Source organism: Mangrovimicrobium sediminis (assembly GCF_004745945.1).
In the GTDB taxonomy this organism is placed as follows: Bacteria; Pseudomonadota; Gammaproteobacteria; order Pseudomonadales; family Halieaceae; genus Mangrovimicrobium; species Mangrovimicrobium sediminis.
In genome coordinates, this window is the sequence record NZ_SRLE01000005.1 from 37,803 (window position 1) to 59,475 (window position 21,673).

General features: G+C 67.0%; 21 protein-coding genes. 12 read left to right on the forward strand and 9 right to left on the reverse strand.

Annotated elements, in window-relative coordinates; genetic code table 11:
• Nucleotides 1–5 precede the first annotated feature (5 nt).
• A complete protein-coding gene (locus E4634_RS05090; protein ID WP_135441543.1) occupies nt 6–2,516 on the reverse strand; it encodes a TonB-dependent siderophore receptor in 2,511 nt (836 codons plus the stop codon).
• Nucleotides 2,517–2,767: 251 nt separating this feature from the next.
• A complete protein-coding gene (locus E4634_RS05095; protein WP_135441544.1) occupies nt 2,768–3,163 on the reverse strand; it encodes a RidA family protein in 396 nt (131 codons plus the stop codon).
• 85 nt (nt 3,164–3,248) lie between these two features.
• On the opposite strand from E4634_RS05095, the gene E4634_RS05100 reads away from it, so the two are divergent.
• Nucleotides 3,249–4,046 carry a creatininase family protein gene (locus E4634_RS05100; RefSeq protein WP_135441545.1) on the forward strand — a complete coding sequence of 266 codons (798 nt, stop codon included), beginning with the start codon at nt 3,249–3,251 and terminating at the stop codon, nt 4,044–4,046.
• A gap of 34 nt (nt 4,047–4,080) precedes the next feature.
• A complete protein-coding gene (locus E4634_RS05105) occupies nt 4,081–4,929 on the forward strand; it encodes a c-type cytochrome (RefSeq protein ID WP_135441546.1) in 849 nt (282 codons plus the stop codon).
• Here E4634_RS05105 and E4634_RS05110 read toward each other — a convergent pair.
• Genes E4634_RS05110 through E4634_RS05135 form a run of 6 tightly spaced genes read right to left on the reverse strand, consistent with a single transcriptional unit; the run spans nt 4,886 to nt 11,418 of the window.
• Nucleotides 4,886–6,298 (reverse strand): AtzE family amidohydrolase, encoded by a 1,413-nt coding sequence (locus E4634_RS05110; RefSeq protein ID WP_135441547.1) that lies wholly within the window; start codon nt 6,296–6,298, stop codon nt 4,886–4,888. The two genes, E4634_RS05105 and E4634_RS05110, sit on opposite strands and share 44 nt — an antisense overlap.
• On the reverse strand, nt 6,291–6,503 hold the full coding sequence (locus E4634_RS05115) for a DUF4089 domain-containing protein (RefSeq protein ID WP_135441548.1): 213 nt from the start codon (nt 6,501–6,503) through the stop codon (nt 6,291–6,293). Before E4634_RS05115 ends, E4634_RS05110 begins: the two co-directional genes overlap by 8 nt.
• On the reverse strand, nt 6,500–8,119 hold the full coding sequence (locus E4634_RS05120) for a hypothetical protein (RefSeq protein ID WP_206046799.1): 1,620 nt from the start codon (nt 8,117–8,119) through the stop codon (nt 6,500–6,502). The genes E4634_RS05115 and E4634_RS05120 overlap by 4 nt, the downstream gene beginning before the upstream one ends.
• Entirely contained in the window at nt 8,091–8,792 is a 702-nt protein-coding gene (locus E4634_RS05125) for a cysteine hydrolase family protein (RefSeq protein ID WP_135441549.1), read from the reverse strand. The genes E4634_RS05120 and E4634_RS05125 overlap by 29 nt, the downstream gene beginning before the upstream one ends.
• On the reverse strand, nt 8,792–10,054 hold the full coding sequence (locus tag E4634_RS05130; RefSeq protein WP_135441550.1) for an amidohydrolase family protein: 1,263 nt from the start codon (nt 10,052–10,054) through the stop codon (nt 8,792–8,794). The genes E4634_RS05125 and E4634_RS05130 overlap by 1 nt, the downstream gene beginning before the upstream one ends.
• On the reverse strand, nt 10,051–11,418 hold the full coding sequence (locus tag E4634_RS05135) for an FAD-binding oxidoreductase (RefSeq protein WP_135441551.1): 1,368 nt from the start codon (nt 11,416–11,418) through the stop codon (nt 10,051–10,053). Before E4634_RS05135 ends, E4634_RS05130 begins: the two co-directional genes overlap by 4 nt.
• Nucleotides 11,419–11,770: 352 nt before the next feature.
• On the opposite strand from E4634_RS05135, the gene E4634_RS05140 reads away from it, so the two are divergent.
• Genes E4634_RS05140 through E4634_RS05155 form a run of 4 tightly spaced genes read left to right on the forward strand, consistent with a single transcriptional unit; the run spans nt 11,771 to nt 15,409 of the window.
• A complete protein-coding gene (locus E4634_RS05140) occupies nt 11,771–12,310 on the forward strand; it encodes a DUF2165 family protein (RefSeq protein ID WP_206046800.1) in 540 nt (179 codons plus the stop codon).
• 16 nt (nt 12,311–12,326) lie between these two features.
• Nucleotides 12,327–13,364: an isopenicillin N synthase family dioxygenase gene (locus E4634_RS05145; protein ID WP_135441552.1), complete on the forward strand. Its 1,038-nt coding sequence runs from the start codon at nt 12,327–12,329 to the stop codon at nt 13,362–13,364.
• A complete protein-coding gene (locus E4634_RS05150; RefSeq protein ID WP_206046801.1) occupies nt 13,354–13,986 on the forward strand; it encodes a nucleoside deaminase in 633 nt (210 codons plus the stop codon). Before E4634_RS05145 ends, E4634_RS05150 begins: the two co-directional genes overlap by 11 nt.
• Before the next feature lie 46 nt (nt 13,987–14,032).
• Nucleotides 14,033–15,409 carry a uracil-xanthine permease family protein gene (locus E4634_RS05155; RefSeq protein WP_167854774.1) on the forward strand — a complete coding sequence of 459 codons (1,377 nt, stop codon included), beginning with the start codon at nt 14,033–14,035 and terminating at the stop codon, nt 15,407–15,409.
• Here the strand turns inward: E4634_RS05155 and puuE are convergent.
• Nucleotides 15,391–16,305 (reverse strand): allantoinase PuuE, encoded by a 915-nt coding sequence (puuE, locus tag E4634_RS05160; RefSeq protein WP_434783495.1) that lies wholly within the window; start codon nt 16,303–16,305, stop codon nt 15,391–15,393. The genes E4634_RS05155 and puuE overlap by 19 nt on opposite strands.
• 375 nt (nt 16,306–16,680) lie before the next feature.
• On the opposite strand from puuE, the gene E4634_RS05165 reads away from it, so the two are divergent.
• The 6 genes from E4634_RS05165 to E4634_RS05190 are packed head-to-tail and all read left to right on the forward strand — an operon-like array spanning nt 16,681 to nt 21,667.
• Complete coding sequence (locus E4634_RS05165) at nt 16,681–17,442, forward strand: DUF3450 domain-containing protein (protein ID WP_135441554.1); 762 nt, start codon at nt 16,681–16,683, stop codon at nt 17,440–17,442.
• Nucleotides 17,442–18,839 carry a MotA/TolQ/ExbB proton channel family protein gene (locus E4634_RS05170; RefSeq protein ID WP_135441555.1) on the forward strand — a complete coding sequence of 466 codons (1,398 nt, stop codon included), beginning with the start codon at nt 17,442–17,444 and terminating at the stop codon, nt 18,837–18,839. Before E4634_RS05165 ends, E4634_RS05170 begins: the two co-directional genes overlap by 1 nt.
• Nucleotides 18,840–18,843: 4 nt before the next feature.
• On the forward strand, nt 18,844–19,377 hold the full coding sequence (locus E4634_RS05175) for a MotA/TolQ/ExbB proton channel family protein (protein ID WP_135441556.1): 534 nt from the start codon (nt 18,844–18,846) through the stop codon (nt 19,375–19,377).
• Entirely contained in the window at nt 19,374–19,784 is a 411-nt protein-coding gene (locus tag E4634_RS05180; protein WP_135441557.1) for an ExbD/TolR family protein, read from the forward strand. Before E4634_RS05175 ends, E4634_RS05180 begins: the two co-directional genes overlap by 4 nt.
• 3 nt (nt 19,785–19,787) lie before the next feature.
• Nucleotides 19,788–20,423 carry an energy transducer TonB gene (locus E4634_RS05185; RefSeq protein ID WP_240725096.1) on the forward strand — a complete coding sequence of 212 codons (636 nt, stop codon included), beginning with the start codon at nt 19,788–19,790 and terminating at the stop codon, nt 20,421–20,423.
• Nucleotides 20,423–21,667 (forward strand): tetratricopeptide repeat protein, encoded by a 1,245-nt coding sequence (locus E4634_RS05190; RefSeq protein WP_135441558.1) that lies wholly within the window; start codon nt 20,423–20,425, stop codon nt 21,665–21,667. The genes E4634_RS05185 and E4634_RS05190 overlap by 1 nt, the downstream gene beginning before the upstream one ends.
• The last annotated feature ends 6 nt before the right edge of the window (nt 21,668–21,673 follow it).

A 21,673-nucleotide genomic window follows, 5' to 3' on the forward strand; every position in this document is an offset into this window, starting at 1 on the left:
CACACCTAGAACTTGTACGCGATCTCTGCGGACCAGTTGAACGGCAGCTCCGGCAGTACGGCGTTGTTGCCGTACAGGCTGGGGAAGTTGCCGCGGTAGTAGTCCTCGTCGAGGATGTTGTTGAGGAACACACCGAAGCGGAACTTCTCGCTGTCGTACACGACCGAGCCGTTGACCAGGTAGTAGTCGGGCAGGGTGATGCCGCCGAGTACGGATGACTCCACCTCGTCCACGTAGGTCACGCTGAGGTTGGTCTTCACGTTCTGCATCAGCTTGTAGCTGGCGGACAGCGACCAGGTCACTTCCGGGATACCGCCGCGCAGGGGCTTCTCGCCGACCACGATGTTGCCGCCGATGATGCCGCCGTAGACCGCGGAGGGATCAACCTGCGGCATGTCCGCCGCGCCGATGTAGCTGAAAGTCACGCCGCCGGGGGTGGTCACCCGGGTCTCCTGGTTGGAGTAGGTGCCGATCAGCGCCAGGTCGTCGAAGGGTACGTAGCGGAATTCCAGTTCGTAGCCCTCGGATTCCACCGCCTGGTTGGATACCGGGTTCTGCGAGCTGAAGGCGATACGCTGCTGCTCGTAGTAGGCACCGGCCATGTAGAGGCGGCCGTCCAGCAGGCTCATTTTCAGGCCGAATTCATCCAGTTCCGATTCACCGAGGAACGTCTTGTTCTTGATGTTCTCGGTGTCCAGGTCACCGGCGGAACCGGAGACGATGGTCTGCTGCTCGGCGCGGGTGATGTACGGGGTGAACTTCTCAGCGATGGTGTAGGACACGCTGGCGGTGTAGGTGAAGCCGTCGTCCGAGTTGGAGGCGCTGTGCTCGCCGTCCGGGTCGAAGGTGCGCAGGATGATGGGGCCGTCGCCGTCGCCGTTTTCACCCTCGGCATCGACGTAGTCCCAGCGACCGCCGAGCAGTACGTTGAGGTTCTCGAAGAAGTTCATGTCCACCATGGCGGCCAGGCCGTACTGGGTGTACTCCGAGTTCCAGTAGTCGCTCCAGGACTCGGCGCCCGGGGGCAGCCGGCTGGGTACCTGTTGGATGGACAGGGCGTTGAAACCCTGGCTCAGGTCGGTGCGGTCGAAGATCTCGTGGCCGAAGTCCAGTGCGTAGAACGCATCGGTATAGCGAATGGACGGCGACAGTTGCAGTGCACTGGTCCAGTTGTTGAACTCGAAGGTCTTGGCGAAGATCAGCTGGTCCTCGATCACCCAGGCGTCGGCGATCTTGGTGAAACCGTAGCTGTCGACGTTGGTGTATTCCTGGGCGTCGTAGAACAGCTTGTTGGTGATGCTCCAGCCATTGTCGAAGTCGTGGATGATGTCGAAGTAGAAGGTAGACGCTTCGGTGTCATACTCGTCCAGCTTGGAGATCAGGACTTCGTTACCCGACAGTTTGGTGGTGCCCACGGTGGCCGGGTCCAGGCCGATGCCCAGGCCGTCGACCAGGTCCTGGGTGATCATGCTCGGGTCCAGCGGCTCGAAGTTGCCGTTGAAGCAGAACGGCACCAGGCCGGTGAAACAGCTGACAGTACCCGGGGTGAAGGGCTCGCCGGTGGAGACCAGGCCGGCCAGGGTGGTTTCCCACAGGTCGATTTCCGGCTCGTTGATCAGGCCGTCGCCGTTGCCGAACTCGCTGTCGATGTTGGTGGCCGGGATACCGGTGATGTAGGTGCCGTTGTCGATCAGGTCCTGGGTCACTCGGTTCCAGCCGCCGTTTTCATGGCCGCGCCAGTCCTGGTACATGCCGCCGAACTCGATACGGGTCTTGGCGCTGAGGTCCTTGTTGAACGACGCCTGCAGCAGGGTCTGCTCGGTGAAGTCGTTCTTGTAGTAGCTGTCGGAGTTGTTGATCTCGCCGTACAGGTAGTAGCCGGCGTCGTCACCGAGGAACTTGGCCGGTCCGCCGAGCTCCGCCTTCATGATGTTGCGGTCCCAGCTGCCGGTCTCGTAGCTGATCTCACCGGTGGAGTCTTCCATGTACTGGCCGGTGCTGGCGCGCGCGGACTTCGGAATGAAGTTCAATGCGCCGCCCACCTTGCTCGGGCCGGAGATCGGTGACATCGGGCCGCGGATCACGTCGATGCGGTCGGAGGCGCCGATCGGGGTCGGGAAGTTACCCTCGTTGTTCAGGCGCTTGACGCCGCGGAAGTAGTTTTCCGCCGCGGTACCGCGAATGTCCAGGGAGCCGGCGACGCCGAAGAAGGACGTGGTAAATGTGCCGGGCACGAAGTTGACGATGTCGTTGATGCCCTTGGCGTTGAACTGGTCAAGGAACTCGGAGCTGATGGAGCTCACCGAGCGCGGCGTCTCCAGGATGGTCTTGCCGAAGCCGAAGACCGAGTCCACCGGTTCCGACTGCAGGATGCCGAGGTCGTCATTGACCTCTTCTTCGGCGACGAAAGTGTCCAGCTCGACGACATCTTCGTCACTCGCAGTTTCCTGGGCGGCCAGCGATGCGGAGTACATCGCAATAGCGCTGGCCAGGATGGTCACGCAAAATCTCTCCATGGAATTACTCTCCCCTATGACTGGCGTATGCCAGTTCCGCGGTAGTTTTGTCAGGTGAAAAAGGCCCGGGATGTAGTGGTCTCCCGTTGCTGTCGGTCAATGCAATCGCTGTGCCAAAACCTGACTAAAAGGTCAAAAATAGGATTGACTCGGTAAATACAGGGGCTGGCGCGCCTCGCCGGGTGTTTGGGCGGTTACTGCCGGTATCTTGCGCACCGCGGCCGAGCCACGTCCGCACCAACATTGTGCGGTCACCCCGCGACCGGTGCAGCGGCCAGCGCCTCGATCTCGACGAGGAATTCCGGCCGCGTGAAGCCACCGACGATCACCAGTGTCGAGGCCACTGTGCGCCCGCCCAGGCGCCGCTCGCGCACCGCCATGTAAGGCTGGAAGAATTCGCGCGCGGTGACGAAGGCGCGTAAATGCACGATGTTTTCCAGGCCCATGCCACCCTCGGCGAGGATCGCCTCGATGGCGTCGAAGCACAGTTCCGCCTGCGCTTGCGCCTCCTTTGGTATGGCACCGTTTTTGCTTATTCCCAGCTGCCCGGACGTCGTCAGCAGGCGCGATCCCGCGGGAATTTCGAAGCCGTGGGCGTAGTTCCCGAACGGCGGGTGGATAGACGAAGGACTGTCGAGTGCAGGCATGGATGCGTTCCCGCTTTTTTACCCGGGGCACGGTGCTGAACACCGGGCCACCTGAATTTCTGAAAACTGGAGCAACTGGTACAACATGCGATTCTGGCAGGACCTCACCACCGAAGATTTCACTCACCTCGACCCCGAGCACACGGTAGCGCTGCTGCCGGTGGGCGCCATCGAACAGCACGGGCCGCACCTGCCGGTCAGTACCGACGCGACCATCGCCGAATCGCTGTGTATCGCAGCAGCAAAATTGGTGCCAGACGATGTGCCCCTGCTGGTCATGCCGACCCAGGCGGTGGGCAAGTCCACCGAGCACATGCAGTTCGAGGGCACCGTCACCCACAGCGCCGAGACCCTGCTGCGCAGCTGGATGGAAATTGGCGACAGCGTGGCGCGTTCGGGCCTGCGCAAGCTGGTGTTCTTCAATGCCCACGGCGGCCAGCCGCAGGTGATGGAGATCTGCTGCCGCGAGCTGCGCGTGAAGCACAAAATGCTCAGCGTCGGCTGCAGCGGCTGGAGCTTCGGCCCGCCGGATGCGGACGTCCCCGACGACGAGCGCCGCCACGGCATCCATGCCGGGCAGGTCGAAACCTCGATCATGCTGCACCTGCGCCCGGACCTGGTGAAGATGGACAAGGCGGAGAATTTCCGCGGTCTGCTGGCGGACGTGGAAACCGAATTCAAGCGCCTGCGCGTGCTCGGCAGCACCTACATGGGCTGGCTGTCCAACGACCTGCACCCGCTGGGCTGTTCCGGCGACGCCACCCGCGCCACCGCGGAACTCGGCGCGCTGTACGTGGAGCACTACAGCCGCGGCCTCGCCGAGTTGCTGCAGGAAGTCTCCGCCTACCCACTGTCCAACCTGCGCGACCGCGGTGACTGGTAGCGCAGTGACTGCTCGACCTGCGAGCGAAGTGGCCGTGACCGGAAAAAAAGCACTGCGCGCCCTGTGTGCCGGCCTGTTCGGCCTGCTGCTGTGGTCCGCGGGCGCCCTCGCGGACCCGCGCAACCTGCTGCTCACCGACGGTGACGGCGCCGAACACAGTATCCCGGTGGCGCAGCTGGTGGCGCGCTTCGGCGAGCGCACCATGACCGTGTTCGACCCGCAGTACGACGCGGTGCGCAGCTATCGCGGCGTGCCGCTGCGGCCGGTTCTGGAGAGTTTCGGCATGAGCGGCGAGGCGCTGATCCTCGAGTGTATCGACGGTTACCGCATCGCCCTGCCGGCGCAACTGCTCGCCGATCCCGATCTGGAGCCATTGCTGGCGCTGGGCGATGCCGCGCCCAGCCCGGGTCACAACTGGCTGCTCTACCCGCACGGCCGTGAGGTGGTCGACTTCGACCCGTTCTACCTGGTGTGGGGCCTGCGCGACACGTCGCCTGAAGATGCACAGCACGACACCAGGGTCGAGCGCCTGCCCTGGCCCTACCAGCTGACCCGCGTGGTGCCCGAGGCGGATTACCTGCCGCCGACGCCGGATGCCAGCGCTTCCGCGGCGGTGCGCCTGGGCCACAGCACCTATGTCGATCACTGCCTGAAATGCCACAGCCTGGCCGGTCGCGGCGGTGCGCTCGGCCCGCCCCTGGACCGCCCCGGCGGCATGGTGCTGAGTTTGCAGGACGCGCAGCTGCGCCAACTGATCCAGCGGGTGACGGATTACTTCCCGCGCACCAAGATGCCGGTGTATGAAGAGACCCTGCAGGCCGGCGAACTGGACGGGCTGGTCAGCTACCTGCGCTGGACACTGGCGGCGTCGCCCGAAGCGTAATTCCCGCGGTTTCCAGTGCGCGCGCCGCGCGCAGGCACAGGTCCTCGCGCCAGGGCGCGGCGACCAGTTGCACACCGATCGGCAGCCCCGCCGATTCCGACCACAGCGGCACCGACACCACCGGCAGGCCCACCGCCGAAAATGGCTGGGTGAACAGGCCCAGGTTGGGTCGCAGTGCCTGCAGTTCCCCGCGCACATTCAGTGTCGTGGTACCCACCGCCGGGGCGCAGCAGGGCGTGGCCGGTGCGATGACAATATCCACTTCGCGGAACACCGCCAGCATCTGCTCCAGCCACCAGCGGCGCACCGCCTGGGCGCGCACGTACCAGCCCGCCGGCCACAGGGTGCCGGCGAGGAAGCGGTCGCGGGTGTCCGCATCGAAATCCTGCGGTCGTTGGCGCAGCCGTTCACGGTGCAGGGCGGCGCCCTCGGCATTGGTGACCAGGTAGGCGGCGGAGCGGCCGGCGTCGGCGCCGGGCAGTTCCAGTTCCCGGGATGCGCCGAGTGCCGCGGCGACCTGTGCTACTGCCGCCTGCGCTTCCGGGAAGGCGGTGCAGTCAAAATAGCCGCCGGCCACTGCGCAGCGCAGGCCATCGACGCCGAGGTCCAGCCGCTCATGGGTGGGTAGCGACGGGCGTTCGGCACAGGCCGGATCGCCGGCGTCGAAACCCTGCAGGCAGTCGAAGGCCAGCGCCAGGTCCGCGCTGCTGCGCGCCAGCGGGCCGAGGTGGTCCAGGCTGTCGCAGAAGGGGTAGCTTCCTGTGCGCGGCAGGCGGCCGTAGGTGGGTTTGAGCCCGAACAGGCCGCACAGGGAAGACGGCACGCGAATCGAGCCGTTGGTATCCGAGCCCAGCGAAATCGGCGCCAGGCCCGCGGCGGTGGCGCTGCCGGAACCGGAGGAGGAGCCGCCGCTCATGCGCGCCGGGTCCCAGGGGTTGCGGCAGGCGCCGTAGTGTTCGTTCTCGCCGGTGAAGTCGTAGGCGTACTCGCCCATGGCCAGCGCACCGACCAGGATCGCGCCGGCGTTTTCCAGGCGCTCGACGAGTACCGCGTCGCGCGTCGCCACCGGATTGTCGCGGTTGATCTTGCTCCCTGCCAGGGTGGTCACACCGGCGATATCGAACAGGTTTTTTACCGCGAAGGGCACGCCGGCCAGCGGGCCGGGATCCTGTCCGGCGGCGCGCCGGGCATCCAGCTGCGCGGCGCGCTCGGTGGCGCGCTGAGCCAGCACCTCGGTGAAACAGTTGAGCGTGGGGTTCAGTGCCTCGATGCTCGCCAGGGTGTCGGCGATGATCGCCGCGGCGGAAATGTCACCGCTGCGCACAGCGTCGGCGATATCCGCGGCCAGTGGCAGGTTCGCGTCAGTCATGGTTGTCGAGACCGGAGCACGACCAGGGCCGGAATACCGGCGCCGGTTCCAGTGCGTCCGCCGGCAGCGGCGCGGCGAAGACTTTTTCCGCCATGCCCTGGGCCACGCGCAGGTGAGCGAGCACACCCGCGCGGCTGTCTTCCGGGATGTCCACGCCGGCGAGCGCCGACAACTGCTCCAGCATGTCCATGTCCACCTGTTTCATCGCGCCTCCTGTTCGGCAAGATCGCCCGTACTGTCCCCTTCGGCGGGACCCTCGTAGCCGGCCGGCACCGGCACCTCGCGGGTACCGCGCATGGCGTGCAGGCCGGCGCCGATGGCCAGCAGGGCATAGGCCACCGCCGGGCCGGGCGATACCGCCCAGCCCACCGCCTCGCCGTGCATGAAACCGAAGAAACTGAGCAGGCAGCCGGCGAGGCTGAAGGCCGCCGCGCGCAGGTAATCGCGCTCGATGACGAACACGGCGATGGCGCCGAGCACCAGGCCGCCGAGGATGGCGCCGCCGCCCAGGGTTTCCAGGCCCTCGTAGAGTACGCCCACCGTGGCCAGCTCGGACAGGCCCACCTCGTGGGCGGAAGTGCCAGCGGCCCCCAGGGCACCATCGATCAATGTCTTGGCCCAGGCCGCCAGGTGCGGCACCAGGGCGAGGATGATCGCCGGTGCGTGGCGCCCCGGCGATTCGCGGAACGCCTGGGCGCCGATCAGCATGCCGATGTAGAGCAGGATGGGCAGGATGGCGACCACGGGAATGAGCGCCAGCATCAGCGAGAGGATACCGAAGCAACACAGGATGAGCACGCTGATACCGGTCACCGCCGAGTAGCCGATGCGCCCGCCCATGGCCTTCCAGCCCGGGTGGCCGATGTAAACGGCGTTGATGAACGGGTTGCCCATCAGGCACCCGATCATGCTCACCACGCCGTCCGCGACCACCACCCGGTGGGTCGGGTAGCTGTCGCCGGCGGCCTCGGCGCTCTCCACATTGTCCATGGCTTCCACCAGGTCGTAGATGCCGAAGGGCACCGCGGTGACCAGCAGGATGCCGAGGTACTCGAAGCCGGAGAAGGTGTGGCCGATGGCCGGGATGGGCACAGAAAAACCGAAGTCCGCGATCGCCGCGCCGATGGCGTCCACCGACATGCCGCCGTATTCCAGGCCCATGGCCGCGGCGCCCCAGGCGATGGCGGTGCCCACGGCGATGGCGACCAGCCCCGCGGGAATGCCGCCCGGGTAGCGCACGTTGCCGAACCAGCCGGCGAGGATGATGAAAAAGCAGGTGAGGCCGATGAGCGGCGCGCCGTACATCTCCAGCGCCGGGCGCATGGAGATGAAGGTCACGGACACGCCGGCCAGGGTGCCGAGCAGCGCGGCCCGCGGTGTAATGCGGCGGATAATGGGCGCGATGTAACCGCCGAGCATGAGGATGATGCTCTGGATGAACACCCAGGCCAGGCCCGCTTCCCACGCCGCGTAAGGGTCGCCGGTGCGCGCCATGATCGGCATCATGATGACGAAAATCACGATGAACATGTGCGCCACGCCGATGCCCGAGGGCAGGGCGCAGACGTCGTCGCGGCCGGTTTCCTTCGCCAGCTTGTAGGCCAGCCAGGCGTAGTAGACGGTGCTCAGGCAGAGCATCAGGCCGGTGGCGGGCAGGATGCGCCCGAATACAAGATCGTCCGGCATCTGCAGTGCGAAACGCAGCAGGCCGGTGAGCACCAGCAGGTTGACCAGGATGTTGGTGCCGAAGCCGAACAGCGCGTTCCAGTCCCCCGGTGACCAGAAACGCGGTTTAAAATCCCTCTTTGTCGTCGTGTCCATCTCGCTTCCCCCCGAAAGCCTCGATAATGGCGTCCGCGGTCGTCACTGCGCCGAAGATGCCGCCCTGGGCGCTGATCATTGCCAGGCCCACCTTGTGAAACTCCTCGAAATAGGAACCGCAGCAGTCGCCGGGCACCAGCACCCGGTAGCCGCGGTCATTGGCCTCGCGCACTGTGGTGTGCACGCACACCTCGGTGGTCACGCCGCAGACGATGAGGTCGCGCACCCCGGCGCTGCGCAGCAGCAGGTCCAGGTCGGTGGCGAAGAAGGCGCCCTTGCCGGGCTTGTCGATCACCACTTCGCCGGGCAATGGATAAAGTTCTTCGATGATGTCGTGGCCCGCCTCGCCGCGTACCAGGATGCGGCCCATGGGGCCGGCGTCGCCGATCTTGCGGCCCGGCGCACAGCGCGCCTGTTTTTCCGGGTGCACGTCTTCCAAACCGGGGCGGTGCCCCTCGCGGGTATGCAGCACCGGCACGCCCGCGGCGCGCATCGCCTGCATCAGGCGGCCGCAGGGCTCGACGCAGGCGCGCAGCAGGGAGACGTCGTTGCCCAGGGATTCGCCGAAGCCGCCGGGCTCGAGGAAATCCCGCTGCATGTCGATCACCAGCAGGGCGGTGGCGGCCGGGTCCAGGGCGACGGGGGCGGGTTGGGCATCGACGGTGACGGACATCACGAGGCCTCCATGGCGGTGGGCAGCCACTGCGTGGACAGGGTCTGTTCCAGTACCGGCCGCCCGGCGAAATACACTGCGCGGCGCAGCGGGCGCTCGCACAGGGCGGCGCGCAGGTCGGCGCAGTCGAGCAGGGAAAAATGCGCGGGGCTGCCGACGGCGAGCGTCGCCGCCTCGATCCCCAGCGCCCGCGCCGGGTTGGCGCTGGCGAGTGCCAGCAGGGTGGCGCTGTCCGCGCCGTCCAGCTGCGCCACGTGAGCGAGCAGGGCGCTCTGTGCCAGCGGGTCGTAATCGCCCCAGGGCTGGAAGGGGTCCTGCACGTTGTCGCCGCCCACTGCGACGTTGATGCCCGCGTCCAGCAGTTCTGCGACCGGGGGAATGCCGCGCGGGGTCGGTTGTGCTTCGCGCCCCATCAATACGAGGTTGCAGGCGGGCAGGGTGATCACGCTGATGCCGGCGCGCTGTACCAGGTCGATGACTTCAGCGCGCTGTGCGTCGGGCAGGAAGCCCAGCGAACAGCAGTGACTGGCGGCCACCGGGCCGCGCCAGTCGAGTTCGATGCAGCGCTGTGCGAGATGGCGCAGGCAGGGGCTGGCCGGGTCCTCGGTCTCGTCGATGTGCAGGTCCAGGGGGCGGCCGTACTGCGTGGCCAGGTCCAGCGCCGCGTCCACTGCCGCTTCCGGCGCCGCGCACAGGGCCGGCGTGCCGCCGACCGCGACAGCGCCCATCTGCAGGGCCTCGGCGAAAATCGCGCGGCCGTCGGCGTCGGCGAGGTTGCCGAGCACGGTGAATTCCGCGGTGATGCGCCCGGACCAGCGCTGGGCCAGGCCGAGCATGGCGTCGAGCACCGCGAGTTCCTCCGCGCTGCCCAGGTCGATGTGCGAGCGCAGGTAGCACACGCCGGCGGAGACCGCCCGTTGCAGTGCGCGCTCTGCCCGACTCACGACATCTTCGATGCTGCGCTGGCGCTTGTATTCACGCATCGCGGCGATGGCGTCGCACAGCGCGCCGCGGCCGCTGCTGCCGGACACCAGGTGGCAGTCGTGGCTGTAGGTCTTGTCCAGGTGAGCGTGGGGTTCCACCAGTCCGGGCAGGGCCAGGGCGCCGCCCGCGTTGCGCACGCTGGCGGCGGGCAGGTCGGCGTCCGCGCCGAGGTGGGCGATGCGCCCGTCGCGCAGTCCCAGGCAGTGGGCGCCGCTCTGGCCGGGCAGGCGCAGGTCGCGCAGCAGCAGGTCGAAGGCCTGGCTGCTGCCTTCGTTCACGCTTGCTCCAGGGCGTGCAGGTGGCCGGGGTTGAGCAGGTGCTGCGGGTCCCAGCGGTCCTTGGCGGTGAGCATGCCGGGGTTGTACCAGCGCACGTCCTCGTCGAGGTAGTGGGTGTGCGGATTGGCGATGGTGATGCCGTTCTCCTCGCTCCAGGCCATCAGCTCCCATAGCGCGTCCTTGTTCTCGAAGCGCACGACGGCGAGGCCCGCCGCCCTCACCGCGCCGCTCTCCGGGTCGGTGACGAACTCCAGGTGGGTCTGCACGCTGTCGCCGTATTTAGCCTTGCGCAGGTCCAGTTGCTCCTGCAGCCGGGCCATGTCGAAACCCTCCTGCAAATAGGTGAGCGAGGGGTCGAACTTCATGGCCCACTGGGTGGTGTGGTTCCAGGTGAAGTCGTAGATCTGGAAGCCCTTGCCGCCCAGCGGCAGTTCCGGCGCCGGCTGGTGGTAGGTGTTGCGCAGGCCGCGCTCGGCCATCCAGGCGCCGACGGTGTCCGGGTCCTGGTCGCTGATCAGAAACAGCAGGGCCTCGCCCTCGGGGCAGGCCTCGCGTTTCACCAGCGGTTTGAAGTAGCTGGGGATGGGCCACTCGAAGGCGCTGACCAGGCGCTTGGACAGCGCCGGGTCGGCCGCCGCAGCCGCGCCGGCGGCGACCACCGTGGCGAAGTCCGGGGCGGCAAAGATGTACTGCTGCCAGTCGCGGCGCGGGGCCAGGGCGAAGTCCACCTCGGTGACGAAGGCGGTGAGGCCGCAGTTGTGCAGCACATCGCGCAGCGCCTCCTGGCCGCCCAGCTCGACACGCTGGGGTTGTTCCTCGATGGTCAGGATGCTCACCCCGCGCACGTTGTCGAGGTCGCGCAGCATGCCCCAGTTGACCGAGCCGATCCCGCCGCTGCCGCCGGTGATGAAGCCTGCGGCGCTGGAGGTGCCGATGGTGCTGGGGAACATGCGCAGCTCACCGCCGCAGTCGGCGGCACGCTGCTCGATGGTCCACAGGTTGACCCCGGCTTCGACGCGGGCGTGGTCTGCATCCAGGTCGATGATGCGGTTCATGCGCCGCGTGTTGATCATCAGCCCGCCGTGCAGCGGCACGCCCTGGCCGTAGTTGCCGGTGCCGCCGCCGCGCGGGGTGAGCGGCACCTGCTCGCGCACGGCCAGGGTGATCAGGGCCGCGAGTTCCTCCTGGCTGGCGGGGAAGGCGATGGCGTCCGCCTGGCAGTCGTCCAGCAGCGGCGTCAGTACCGGCGAGAAATGGAAGCAATCGCGTGAGCCGGAGCGCAGGGCGCGCGGGGCGAGTTCGAGGAATTGGGCCCCGACAATGTCGGCGGCGGCGGAGAGAAACTCGGGACTGCAGCGATTCAAGGTGTTTTCCTACCGGTTGGTTCTAAGTTGGGCATTGGTTGGCGGGGTTCGCAGCAAGGAACATGCCATGCGCAAGGGGCTGGAAACACGGGCTGTTTCGGGGGATTGGCACAGGCACAACGCACCGATGCAGTGCGCCGCGCTCGAAAAATGTGCCAAACGATCAAGATTTCGCGGATGGGCGTTGACGCTGGCGGGGGCGCGGGGGCGGTCCGGGCCTGTACCGCGGGCGCTTTGCGCACCCGGGCATCAATCTTGCTTGCGATGATGCCCGATGCGCCGCATGGCGTCGAGAGTTCTGTTCGGGCCGCGCCCGCTATCTGTCCGGGCTGCGCCCGTTTAAGGAGATTGCGTGAATCACCCACTGCTGCAGGCGCCCGCCGGGCCCCGCTGCATGAAAGCCCTGCTCACCGCGCTGGTGGCGGTGTTCGCCCTGCTGGTGGCGGCCAATAACGTCACCGACTACAACTCCAACTTCCAGTTCGTGCAGCACGTGCTGAGCATGGACACCACCTTCGAGGGCAACCGCCTGATGTGGCGCGCCATCGACAGCCCCTGGGTCCACCACCTGGCCTACTGGCTGATCATCGCCATGGAATTCGCCGTCGGCATCATCAGCGCCCTCGGCGCCCGCGCCCTGTTCGCCGCGCGCCACGCCCCCGCGGCGCAGTACCGGGGCGCCGCCATGCTGGCGAGCTGGGGCATGGTGCTGGGCATCGCCCTGTGGTTCGGCGGCTTCATGGCGGTGGGCGCGGAGTGGTTCCTGATGTGGCAGTCGGAAGGCTGGAACGGCCAGCAGGCCGCGTTCCGCTTCATCATGTGCCTGTTCGGCACGCTGCTGTTCCTCAACCTGCCTGAGGCCGGCCCCGCGCCCGCCGACGAAACTCACTGACTACGAGCGATATTTTATGAGCGACAACGCATCCGGACCGGCTGCCGCGCCGGCGCCCGAACTGCTTGAAGAGCTGCGCCGTGAACAGCGCATGGGCGGCGCCGGCACCGAGGACGCCGCGCGCAGCATCCCGGTCATCGACCTCAGCGAGGGCGTGCACAGCCAGGCGGAAATCGACGACCTGCTGTGGGACGCCGCAGAAAACCACGGCTTTTTCCAGCTGGTCGGCCATGGCTTCGGCGCCGCGGAGCTGGACCGCGCCTTTGCCATGGCGCAGGCCTTCTTCGAGTTGCCCAGGGAGGTCAAGCAGCAGTACCCCCTGCGTGAGGCCAGCAACGCGGGCTGGGAGTACATGGCGCAGGTGCGGCCCTCCACCGGTACGGCGGATCACAAGGAGTCCTACCAGGTGACGCGGCCGCGTATGGATGGTCTGTGGCCGGACGACGAGGAACTCGCCGGCTTCCGCGAGGCCATGCTGCTGTTCGAAGCCAAGGCCTGGCGCCTGGCCATGCGTGTGCTGTCGAGCTTCGCGCGCAAGCTGGGCTTCGCCGATGATTTCTTCACCGCGGCCCACGACCCGTCCTCGCCGAGGTACCAGAGCACCCTGCGCCTGCTGCACTACTTCGGCAGCGAGGGCGGTGACACCCCCGGCGGCCAGTGGCGGGCCGGTGCGCACACGGATTTCGACTGCCTCACCCTGCTGTTCCAGCGCGACGGCCAGGGTGGCCTGCAGGTCTGCCCCGGCAAGGAGCGCGAGTCCGGCGCGTGGACACCGGTGCCGCCGGACAGCGCGCGCATCACCTGCAACATCGGCGACATGTTGATGCGCTGGAGCGACGACCAGCTGCGCTCCACCCTGCACCGGGTGCGCATGCCGCTGGCCGGCGAGGACGCCGGCGACCGCTACACCCTGGCCTTCTTCGCCCAGGCCAACTGCGACCAGCTGATCCGCGGGCCGCAGGAGAAGTACCCGCCGATCCTCGCCCGCGACTACCTGAACCAGCGCATCGGCGCCAACTTCGCCGCGCTGCAGGCGCACGACGATGCGTCCTGACCGCCGCGGTTTCGTCCAGGGTTCGCTGCTCGGCCCGATCGGCCTGATGCTGGCGGGCGCCCTGGCGCCGCACGCCGCCGCACTGGAGCACGCCACCGCGATGGAGAAAGAGAAAGCCATGACCGATCTACCGCCGCCCCCCGGCAACGATCCCAGCCAGGGCCAGATGCTGGCCAACCTGCGCCGCGCCAACGCCGTCGCCGGGCGCGCGCTGGAGGCCGGCCACCACCCCTTCGGCGCCGTGCTGGTGGCCGCCGACCACACCAGCGTGCTGCTCGAGCAGGGCAACCTCGATGTGGTCAACCACGCCGAGTCGACCCTGGCGCGGCTGGCCGCGGAGAAATTCAGTGCCGAGGAGCTGTGGGGCATGACCCTGTACACCACCGCCGAGCCCTGCGCCATGTGCGCCGGCACCCAATACTGGGCCAACATCGGCCGGCTGGTGTACGGCATTTCCGAGGCGCGCCTGCTGGAACTCACCGGCAGCAGCGACAAGAACCCGACCATGGACGTGCCCTGCCGTTACATCTTCGAGCACAGCCAGAAGGGTATTCGCGTGTGGGGGCCGTTCGCCGAGGTGGAGGAGGAGATCGTCGCCCTGCACCGGGATTTCTGGAGCTGAGCCCCGCCGTGCCGGCCATTGCAGCCATCACCGGGAGCGCTCGCCCTTGAGCGAAACACCTGGCGTCGCCGAATGGCGCGAGCCGCTGTACGGCTGGCAGGAAGTGCCGCCCTGGCCGACCGCCCTGCTGGCCGGCTTCCAGCACCTGCTCGCGGTGTTCGGCGGCATCGTCACCGCGCCGCTGATCATCGCCGCCGGCATGGGCCTGTCGGTGGCGGACACCAATTACCTGGTGACCTCCGCGCTGCTCATCTCCGGGCTGGCGACCATCGTGCAGATCTCCAGCTGGCGCGGTGTCGGCTCCGGCCTGCTCTCCATCCAGGGCACTAGTTTCACCTTTATCGGCGCCATCCTTTTCGCCTGGCATGCCCTGCCGGGCGAGTGGAGCGACCAGCAGCGGCTGGCGGCGATCTTCGGCTCCACGGCCGCCTGCTCGGTGTTGATGATGGGGCTGGGCCGCCAGCTGCATCGCCTGGGACGGGTGATCACGCCGGCTGTGACCGGCGCCACCGTGGTCCTGCTCGGGCTCACCCTGACCCTGACCACACTGCAGAACCTGCACCGGGTATACGGCGCGGCGGTCGCCGCCGGCGAGGCCTGGAAAGTGCTGTTACTGGCCGGCACGGTGCTCGCGGTAACCATCGCCCTGGCCCTGTGGCGCAACCCCTGGTGCCGCATGTGCGCGGTCATGGGCGGCCTGGGCACCGGGCTGTTGCTGGCGCTGTTCCTCGGCGACGTGGATTTCTCCGCGCTGCGCGAGCTGCAGTGGGTGTTCGTGCCGGTGCCGCTGCGCTACGGCATGACCTTCGATCTTTCGGTGTTCCTCACCCTGATGCCGATTTTCCTGGTCACCGCGATGGAGTCCGTGGGCGACCTCACCGCGACCCAGGCGCTCAGCCGCCTGCCCACCAGCGGCCCCGCCTACTGGGCGCGCATCCGCGGCGGGGTGGTGGCGGACGCCTTCAATTCACTGGTGGCGGCGCTGTTCGCTACCTTCCCCAATACGACGTTCAGCCAGAACAACGGTGTCATCCGCCTCACCGGTATCGCCAGCCGCCATATCGGTTACGTGGTGGCGGGGCTGCTCATCCTGCTCGGCGCACTGCCGGTGGTGGCGGGGGTGTTCCAGGTGATTCCCACGCCGGTGATCTACGGCGCGACCCTGTTGATGTTCGCGCTGATCGCGCTGACCGGGGTGAATATCCTGCGCAGCGGCGCCCTCGACCGGCGCGGCTGGTGGGTGGCCGGCGGCGGTATTGCCGGCGGTTTACTGCTGAGCCAGTTGGCGGCGGTGCTGCCGCTGCCGGACCAGGCGCGGCTGCTGCTCGGCTTCCCGGTGTCCACCGGCGCCGCCTGCGCCATCTTGCTGGAATGGCTGTTGCCGCTGGCACGGACGCCGGAGGCTCAGCCCGCCGGCCGGTAGTTGGTGTGCCAGTGCCGGGCGATATCGCTGCGCCGGCACACCCACACGTGCTCGTGAGCGAGGACGTACTCGACGAAGCGGCGCAGCGCGGCGAAGCGCGCCGGGCGCCCGACCAGGCGGCAGTGCAGGCCGATGTTGAGTAGTCGCGGGGCGCTCTCGCCCTCGGCGTAGAGCACGTCGAAGGCGTCCTTGAGATAAGTGAAGAACTGCTCGCCGCAGTTGAAGCCCTGGGGACTGGCGAAGCGCATGTCGTTGGTGTCCAGAGTGTAGGGGATGACCAGGTGCGGGCCCTCCGGTCCGTCCACCCAGTAGGGCAGGTCGTCGGCGTAGGAGTCCGAGTCGTAGAGGAAGCCGCCCTCGGCCAGCACCAGGCGGCGCGTATTGGGACTGTCGCGGCCGGTATACCAGCCCAGCGGGCGCGCGCCGGTGAGTTCGGTGTGCAGGGCGATAGCCTCGCGGATATGTTCGCGCTCGGTGGCCTCCGGCATGTCCTGGTAGCTGATCCAGCGCAGGCCGTGGCAGGCGATCTCCCAGTCCGCCTCGCGCATGGCGGCCACCGCCTCCGGGTTGCGCGCCAGGGCCATGCTCACGCCGAACACGGTTACCGGTAACTCGAGCCCGGTGAACAGCCGGTGCAGGCGCCAGAAGCCGGCGCGGCTGCCGTACTCGTAGAGCGACTCCATGCTCATGTGGCGGTCGGGGAAGGCGGCGGCGCCGATGATCTCGGAGAGAAAGGTCTCCGAAGCGGGGTCGCCGTGCAGCACGCAGTTCTCGCCGCCCTCCTCGTAGTTGACGACGAACTGCACGGCGATGCGTGCATCGCCCGGCAGCGCGAAGCGCGGCACCTCGCGGCCGTAGCCGAGCATGTCGCGGGGATAGGGGTCGGTCGGCTGCACAGTGGTCTCCCTGGGTCTGGCCTCGGTTGTGGCTTGTGGCACAGCAAGGAGCGTACCACGCCGCGGACGCGGTGCAGCCGGTGGTGGAATGGTCGGCAAGCGCGGGCGCCGATGCACTGTTGTCGAGCGGCGTGTGCGGGCGGCGCACCAGTCTGGATCAAAACCTGTCCAGTTGGACAAGATTTGAAAGGGGCGATACGGCATGCCGGGCGTGCCTGTGCCCGCCATGACCGTGCAGCTACTGTAACACGTGCACAAAAGGTTTCGTGGCACGGTTATTGCTGAACCTCACGGCATTAGTCACTTCGCCAGTGCCGGGACGGCCGCCCGACCTTGTACTGAGCGTTCAATTTTTGAGTCAGGAGTTGCAGCACAATGCACCAAGCGAATTCCCTTCGTCACCTGGCCTTGCTGTTGTCACTGGCGTTCCCACTCGGGGCGCTGGCACAGGAGGCCGCCATCGAGACCCAGGTCAAGACCGACAGCGCGGCGGCCGCCAGCCAGGACCGGATCGACAAGCTCGACGAGCAGGCTGCCACCTCGCTGCAGGCCTACCGCGTCGCCACCCAGCGCGCCGAGAGCCTGTCCATCTATAACCAGCAGTTGCAGAAGCTGATTAACTCCCAGGAGGCCGAGATCGCCTCCATCACCCGGCAGACCGAAGAGATCGAGGGCATCGAGACCGGCGCCCTGCCGTTCATGATCGAAATGACCGACACCCTGGAGAGCATCGTCGAGGCCGACGTGCCCTTCCTGCGCGACGAGCGCATCGAGCGCATCGAAAGCCTGCGCGGCATGATCGACCGCGCCGACGTGACCGCCGGCGAGAAATACCGCCGCATCATGGAGGCCTACACCATCGAGGCCGACTACGGCCGCACCATCGAGGCCTACCGCGGTGAGCTGAATTCCAGCGGCGATGTGCGCTCGGTGGACTTCCTGCGTATCGGCCGCGTCGGCCTGTACTACCAGACCCTGGACGGTTCCGAGAGCGGCCGCTGGAACAGCCAGCGCGGCAGCTGGGAAGTGCTGGACGGCAGCTACCGCCGCTCCGTACGCGACGGCCTGCGCGTGGCGCGCAAACAGGCGCCGCCGAGCCTGCTGAGACTGCCGATCAACAGCGCGGAGGGCGCGTAATGACTCTTATCCAAAAACCGTTCGCCGGCACCCGTAAACTGCTGGCCGGACTGGCCATCGCCGTCACCGCCTCCGCTGTGTCCCTGCCCGTCGCGGCCCAGGGCAGCCAGGAATTGCTGGACCTGTTGAAGAAGGTCGAGAACAACCAGACCGAGGAAGCCAAGCGCAACCGCGAGCGCGAGGCCAAGTTCAAGGCCGCCGCCAGCGAGCAGGTAACCCTGCAGCGCCAGGCCGAGGCCGAAGTCGCAAAGCAGGAAGCCCTGCGCGATGAACTCAAGGCGAAGTTCGACGAGAACGAGATCGCCCTGGCCGAACTGCAGGCCACCCTGGACCGCCGTACCGGCGACCTCGGCGAACTGTTCGGCGTGTTCCGCCAGATGGCGGACGACACCCAGACCGCCCTTTACGATTCACTGATCACCGTCGAGTACCCGGAGCGCAAGCCGGTGGCGGACGAACTGGCCAAGAGCGAGGACGTGCCCACCATTCCGCAGATGCGCGCCCTGTGGGAGCTGCTGCTGCAGGAGATCGCCCACTCCGGCGAGGTCAGCAAGTTTGAGTCTTCCATTGTCGAGCCCAGCGGCGAGAACTACACCGCCGAGGTCACCCGTGTCGGCACCTTCAACATGGTCAGCGGCGACAAGTACCTGAACTTCATCTCCGACAGCGACCAGGTGGTGGAACTGCCGCGCCAGCCCCAGGGCTACGTGCGCAAGACCGCCGCTGAACTGTCCTCCGCGGGCCCGGGCCAGGAAGTCGGCTTCTACCTCGATCCCTCGCGCGGCGCGCTGCTCGGCCTGCTGGTGCAGTCGCCGAGCCTGATGGAGCGCGTGGAGCAGGGCAAGACCGTGGGCTACGCGATTATCGTGGTGGGCATCATCGGCCTCGCCATCGTGCTGGTGCGGCTGCTCGCGCTGTCGCGCACCCAGGCGCGCATCCGCGCCCAGCTCAAGGATATGGACCACTACAACAACGACAACCCGCTGGGTCGCATTCTCAACGTGTACTACGAGAACAAGCACCTGGACCTGGAGACCATCAAGCGCAAGCTGGATGAAGTGGTGTTCCGCGATGTCTCGGAAATCCGCAAGGGCCTGCCCATCGTGAAGGTATTGGCCGCGGTGGCGCCGCTGATGGGCCTGCTGGGTACGGTGACCGGTATGATCGGCACCTTCCAGGCGATCACCCTGTTCGGCACCGGCGATCCCAAGCTGATGGCCGGCGGTATCTCCCAGGCGCTGATCACCACGGTACTCGGCCTGGTCGCCGCTATCCCGCTGCTGCTCAGCCACAGCATCCTGTCCAGCCGCGTCACCGCCATGAGCAAGGTGATCGGCGAGCAGTCCGCGGCGCTGATGGCACAGAAAGCCGAAGCGGACGCGCAGCTCAAGGCCTGATTCCATGTTCGAGATTGTCAGTTCATTCCGCGATTTCCTGGATAAGGGCGGCGACGTACTGTACGCCATCCTGCTGCTCTCCATCTGGTTGTGGTGGCTCATCCTGGAGCGCTTCTGGTACTACTTCCGCGAGCACGACGGCGAGGTGGCCCAGGCCCTGGCCAGCTGGGACGAACGCGCGGACCAGCGCTCCTGGCTGGCGCTCACCCAGCGCCGCGGCATGATCTCCGAGGTGGAAGTGAAAATGCTGCGCAACCTCGGCCTGATCCCCGCGCTGATTGCCCTGCTGCCGATGTTCGGCCTGCTCGGTACCGTGACCGGCATGATCCAGGTGTTCGACGTCATGGCCTTCATGGGTTCGGGCAACCCGCGCGCCATGGCCGACGGCGTCAGCGCCGCCACCATCCCGACCATGGCCGGCATGGTCGTGGCCCTTATTGCAATCCCCTTCGCCTCGCAACTGGACCGGCGCTACCGCCGGGAAAAACAGCGCCTGGCGGAAACATTGAAAATTGCTGACCAGGAGGTCACCGCATGAGCGACTCCATTGATTCCATGCTGCTGGAGGAAGAAGAGAGCCAGATCGACCTGACGCCGATGCTGGACGTCGTGTTCATCATGCTGATCTTCTTCATCGTCACCTCCACCTTCGTCAAGGAGGCGGGTGTGGACGTCAGCCGGCCCAACGCGGACACCGCGGTGGTGACCGAGTCCAACAGCATCCAGATCGGCATTACCGCCGCCAACCAGATCTTCATGGACAAGCGCCAGGTGGACAAGCGCGCGGTGCGCGCCAACGTCGAGCGCGGCCTCGCCGAGAACCCGGGCGCGGCGGTGATCATCGTCGCCGACGCCGAATCCAAGACCGAGACCCTGATCGAGGTGATGGACCAGGCGCGGCTGGCCGGCGCGGAAAGCGTTTCAGTGGCGGCGGACGAGGGCTGATACGTGCAGGCAGTACTGAAACCGGCGGCGACCTTCGCGCTGGCCTGCGTCGTAGGCCTGTCGCTGTTCGTGTTGATGCAGGTGATGATCCGCGCCGACGCCATCCTGGAAAAGCCCGATGGCGAGCGCGCCTACCTCAACTTCGTGCGCGTGGACCAGAGTGAGGAGACGCGCACCAAGGAGCGCAAGCTGAACGAACCGCCGCCGCCCGAGGCGCCGCCGGAGACGCCGCAGCTGAGCTCGGACATGACCAACGTCAACCCGAACCTGAGCATGAACATGCCGACCATCGGCATCCCGATCAACTCCGGCGACGGTCCATACCTCGGCGCGCTGCAGCAGGGCCAGGGCCTGGCCGGCTTCGACACCGACGTCATCCCGGTGGTGCGCACCTCGCCGGTGTACCCGCGCGGCGCCAAGCAGGCGCGCATCCAGGGCTACGTGACGCTGGCGGTGACCATTCGCCCGGACGGCACGGTGGAGGGCGCCGAGGTGATCGAGTCCGATCCGCCGCGGCTGTTTGACCAGTCGGCGCTGGACGCCATCAAACGCTGGAAATTCCGGCCCAAGATCGTCGACGGTAACCCGGTCGCGCAGCGGGCCAAGCAGACTATCGAATTCAAACTGGGGGGAGGCTGATGCGGCGCCTGCAACGGGGGTTAGGCAAAGCGGGGATCGTGCTCGCGCTGGTGCTCGGCGTGGGGGCGCCGGCACTGGCGGGGCCGAGCTCGGTCAGCACCAAGACTTACAAGGAACTCACTGAAATCCAGGAAGTGATGGCGGCGGGGGATACGCGCGGTGCCGTTACGCGCCTGGAAACGCTGCTCGGCGAGGTCGAGGCGGACAGCCTGGACCAGGCGCTGACCCTGCAGACCCTGGGTTACGTGGAGATGTCGCGGGAGGACTTTCCCAAGGCCATCGACTACCTGAAGCGCGCCCTGGGCACCGAGCGCCTGCCGCAGAACGTGGTGTATAACGTCGGCTACATGGTCGCACAGCTGCACGCCGCGCTCGGCCAGTTCGACGAGGCGCTGAGCTTCGCCGAGGACTGGTTCAAGCAGCTCGAGGCGCCCAAGCCCGACCAGTACATGTTCATGGCCAACATCTACGCCCAGGTGAAGCGCTACGCCGAGTCCGCGCCCTACGCGGAGAAGGCGGTGGCGGCCACCGACAAGCCGCGCGAGGCATGGTATCAGCTGCTCACCGCGGACTACTTCGAACTGAAGAAATACCCGGAGGCCACGCGCACGCTGCAGCGCATGGTCAAGCTGTGGCCGGACAAGGGCGCCTACTGGGAGCAGCTGGCCAGCGTGTACATGGTGCAGGACGATCGCAACCACGCCCTGGCCACGCTGAAGATCGCCTTCGACCTCAACGTGCTGGAAAAAGAGAGCACGGTGAAGTCGCTGATCCAGCTGTGCGTGATGCGCGGCATCCCCGAGCACGGCGGCCGCCTGTTGCAGGCGGCGATGGAGCAGGAACTGCTGCCGCGCGACGAGACCTACATGGAAATGCTCGCCCAGGCCTGGGTGGAGGCCCGCGAGCGCGAACGCGCGGTGGCCGCCTACAGCGAGATCGGCGAGACCTTCAACAGCGGTGAGGCCTGGATGAAGGTCGCCAATATCCACGTCGACGCGACCCAGTGGGCGCAGGCGGAAGCGGCGGTGGCCAAGGCCCTGCGCGCGCAGCTGGACGATGACGACAAGGGCAAGGCCTACCTGCTGCTGGGTATCGCCAAGGTCGAGCAGGGCGAGTTCAAGTCCGGCAAGGACGCGCTGCGCAAGGCGCGTACCTTCAAGAAGACCGAGCGCAGCGCGGGCAACTGGATGAATTACGCCGACGAGATGAAGCGCCAGTCCGACTGGCTGGCGGCGAATCGCTGACCCGGC

Bases quoted from the DNA above. Each gene is read 5' to 3' on its own strand.
- E4634_RS05090 (WP_135441543.1), bottom strand. From the start codon at position 2,516: ATGGAGAGATTTTGCGTGACCATCCTGGCCAGCGCTATTGCGATGTAC.
- E4634_RS05095 (WP_135441544.1), bottom strand. From the start codon at position 3,163: ATGCCTGCACTCGACAGTCCTTCGTCTATCCACCCGCCGTTCGGGAAC.
- E4634_RS05100 (WP_135441545.1), top strand. From the start codon at position 3,249: ATGCGATTCTGGCAGGACCTCACCACCGAAGATTTCACTCACCTCGAC.
- E4634_RS05110 (WP_135441547.1), bottom strand. From the start codon at position 6,298: ATGACTGACGCGAACCTGCCACTGGCCGCGGATATCGCCGACGCTGTG.
- E4634_RS05115 (WP_135441548.1), bottom strand. From the start codon at position 6,503: ATGAAACAGGTGGACATGGACATGCTGGAGCAGTTGTCGGCGCTCGCC.
- E4634_RS05120 (WP_206046799.1), bottom strand. From the start codon at position 8,119: ATGGACACGACGACAAAGAGGGATTTTAAACCGCGTTTCTGGTCACCG.
- E4634_RS05125 (WP_135441549.1), bottom strand. From the start codon at position 8,792: ATGTCCGTCACCGTCGATGCCCAACCCGCCCCCGTCGCCCTGGACCCG.
- E4634_RS05145 (WP_135441552.1), top strand. From the start codon at position 12,327: ATGAGCGACAACGCATCCGGACCGGCTGCCGCGCCGGCGCCCGAACTG.
- E4634_RS05150 (WP_206046801.1), top strand. From the start codon at position 13,354: ATGCGTCCTGACCGCCGCGGTTTCGTCCAGGGTTCGCTGCTCGGCCCG.
- E4634_RS05165 (WP_135441554.1), top strand. From the start codon at position 16,681: ATGCACCAAGCGAATTCCCTTCGTCACCTGGCCTTGCTGTTGTCACTG.
- E4634_RS05170 (WP_135441555.1), top strand. From the start codon at position 17,442: ATGACTCTTATCCAAAAACCGTTCGCCGGCACCCGTAAACTGCTGGCC.
- E4634_RS05175 (WP_135441556.1), top strand. From the start codon at position 18,844: ATGTTCGAGATTGTCAGTTCATTCCGCGATTTCCTGGATAAGGGCGGC.
- E4634_RS05180 (WP_135441557.1), top strand. From the start codon at position 19,374: ATGAGCGACTCCATTGATTCCATGCTGCTGGAGGAAGAAGAGAGCCAG.
- E4634_RS05190 (WP_135441558.1), top strand. From the start codon at position 20,423: ATGCGGCGCCTGCAACGGGGGTTAGGCAAAGCGGGGATCGTGCTCGCG.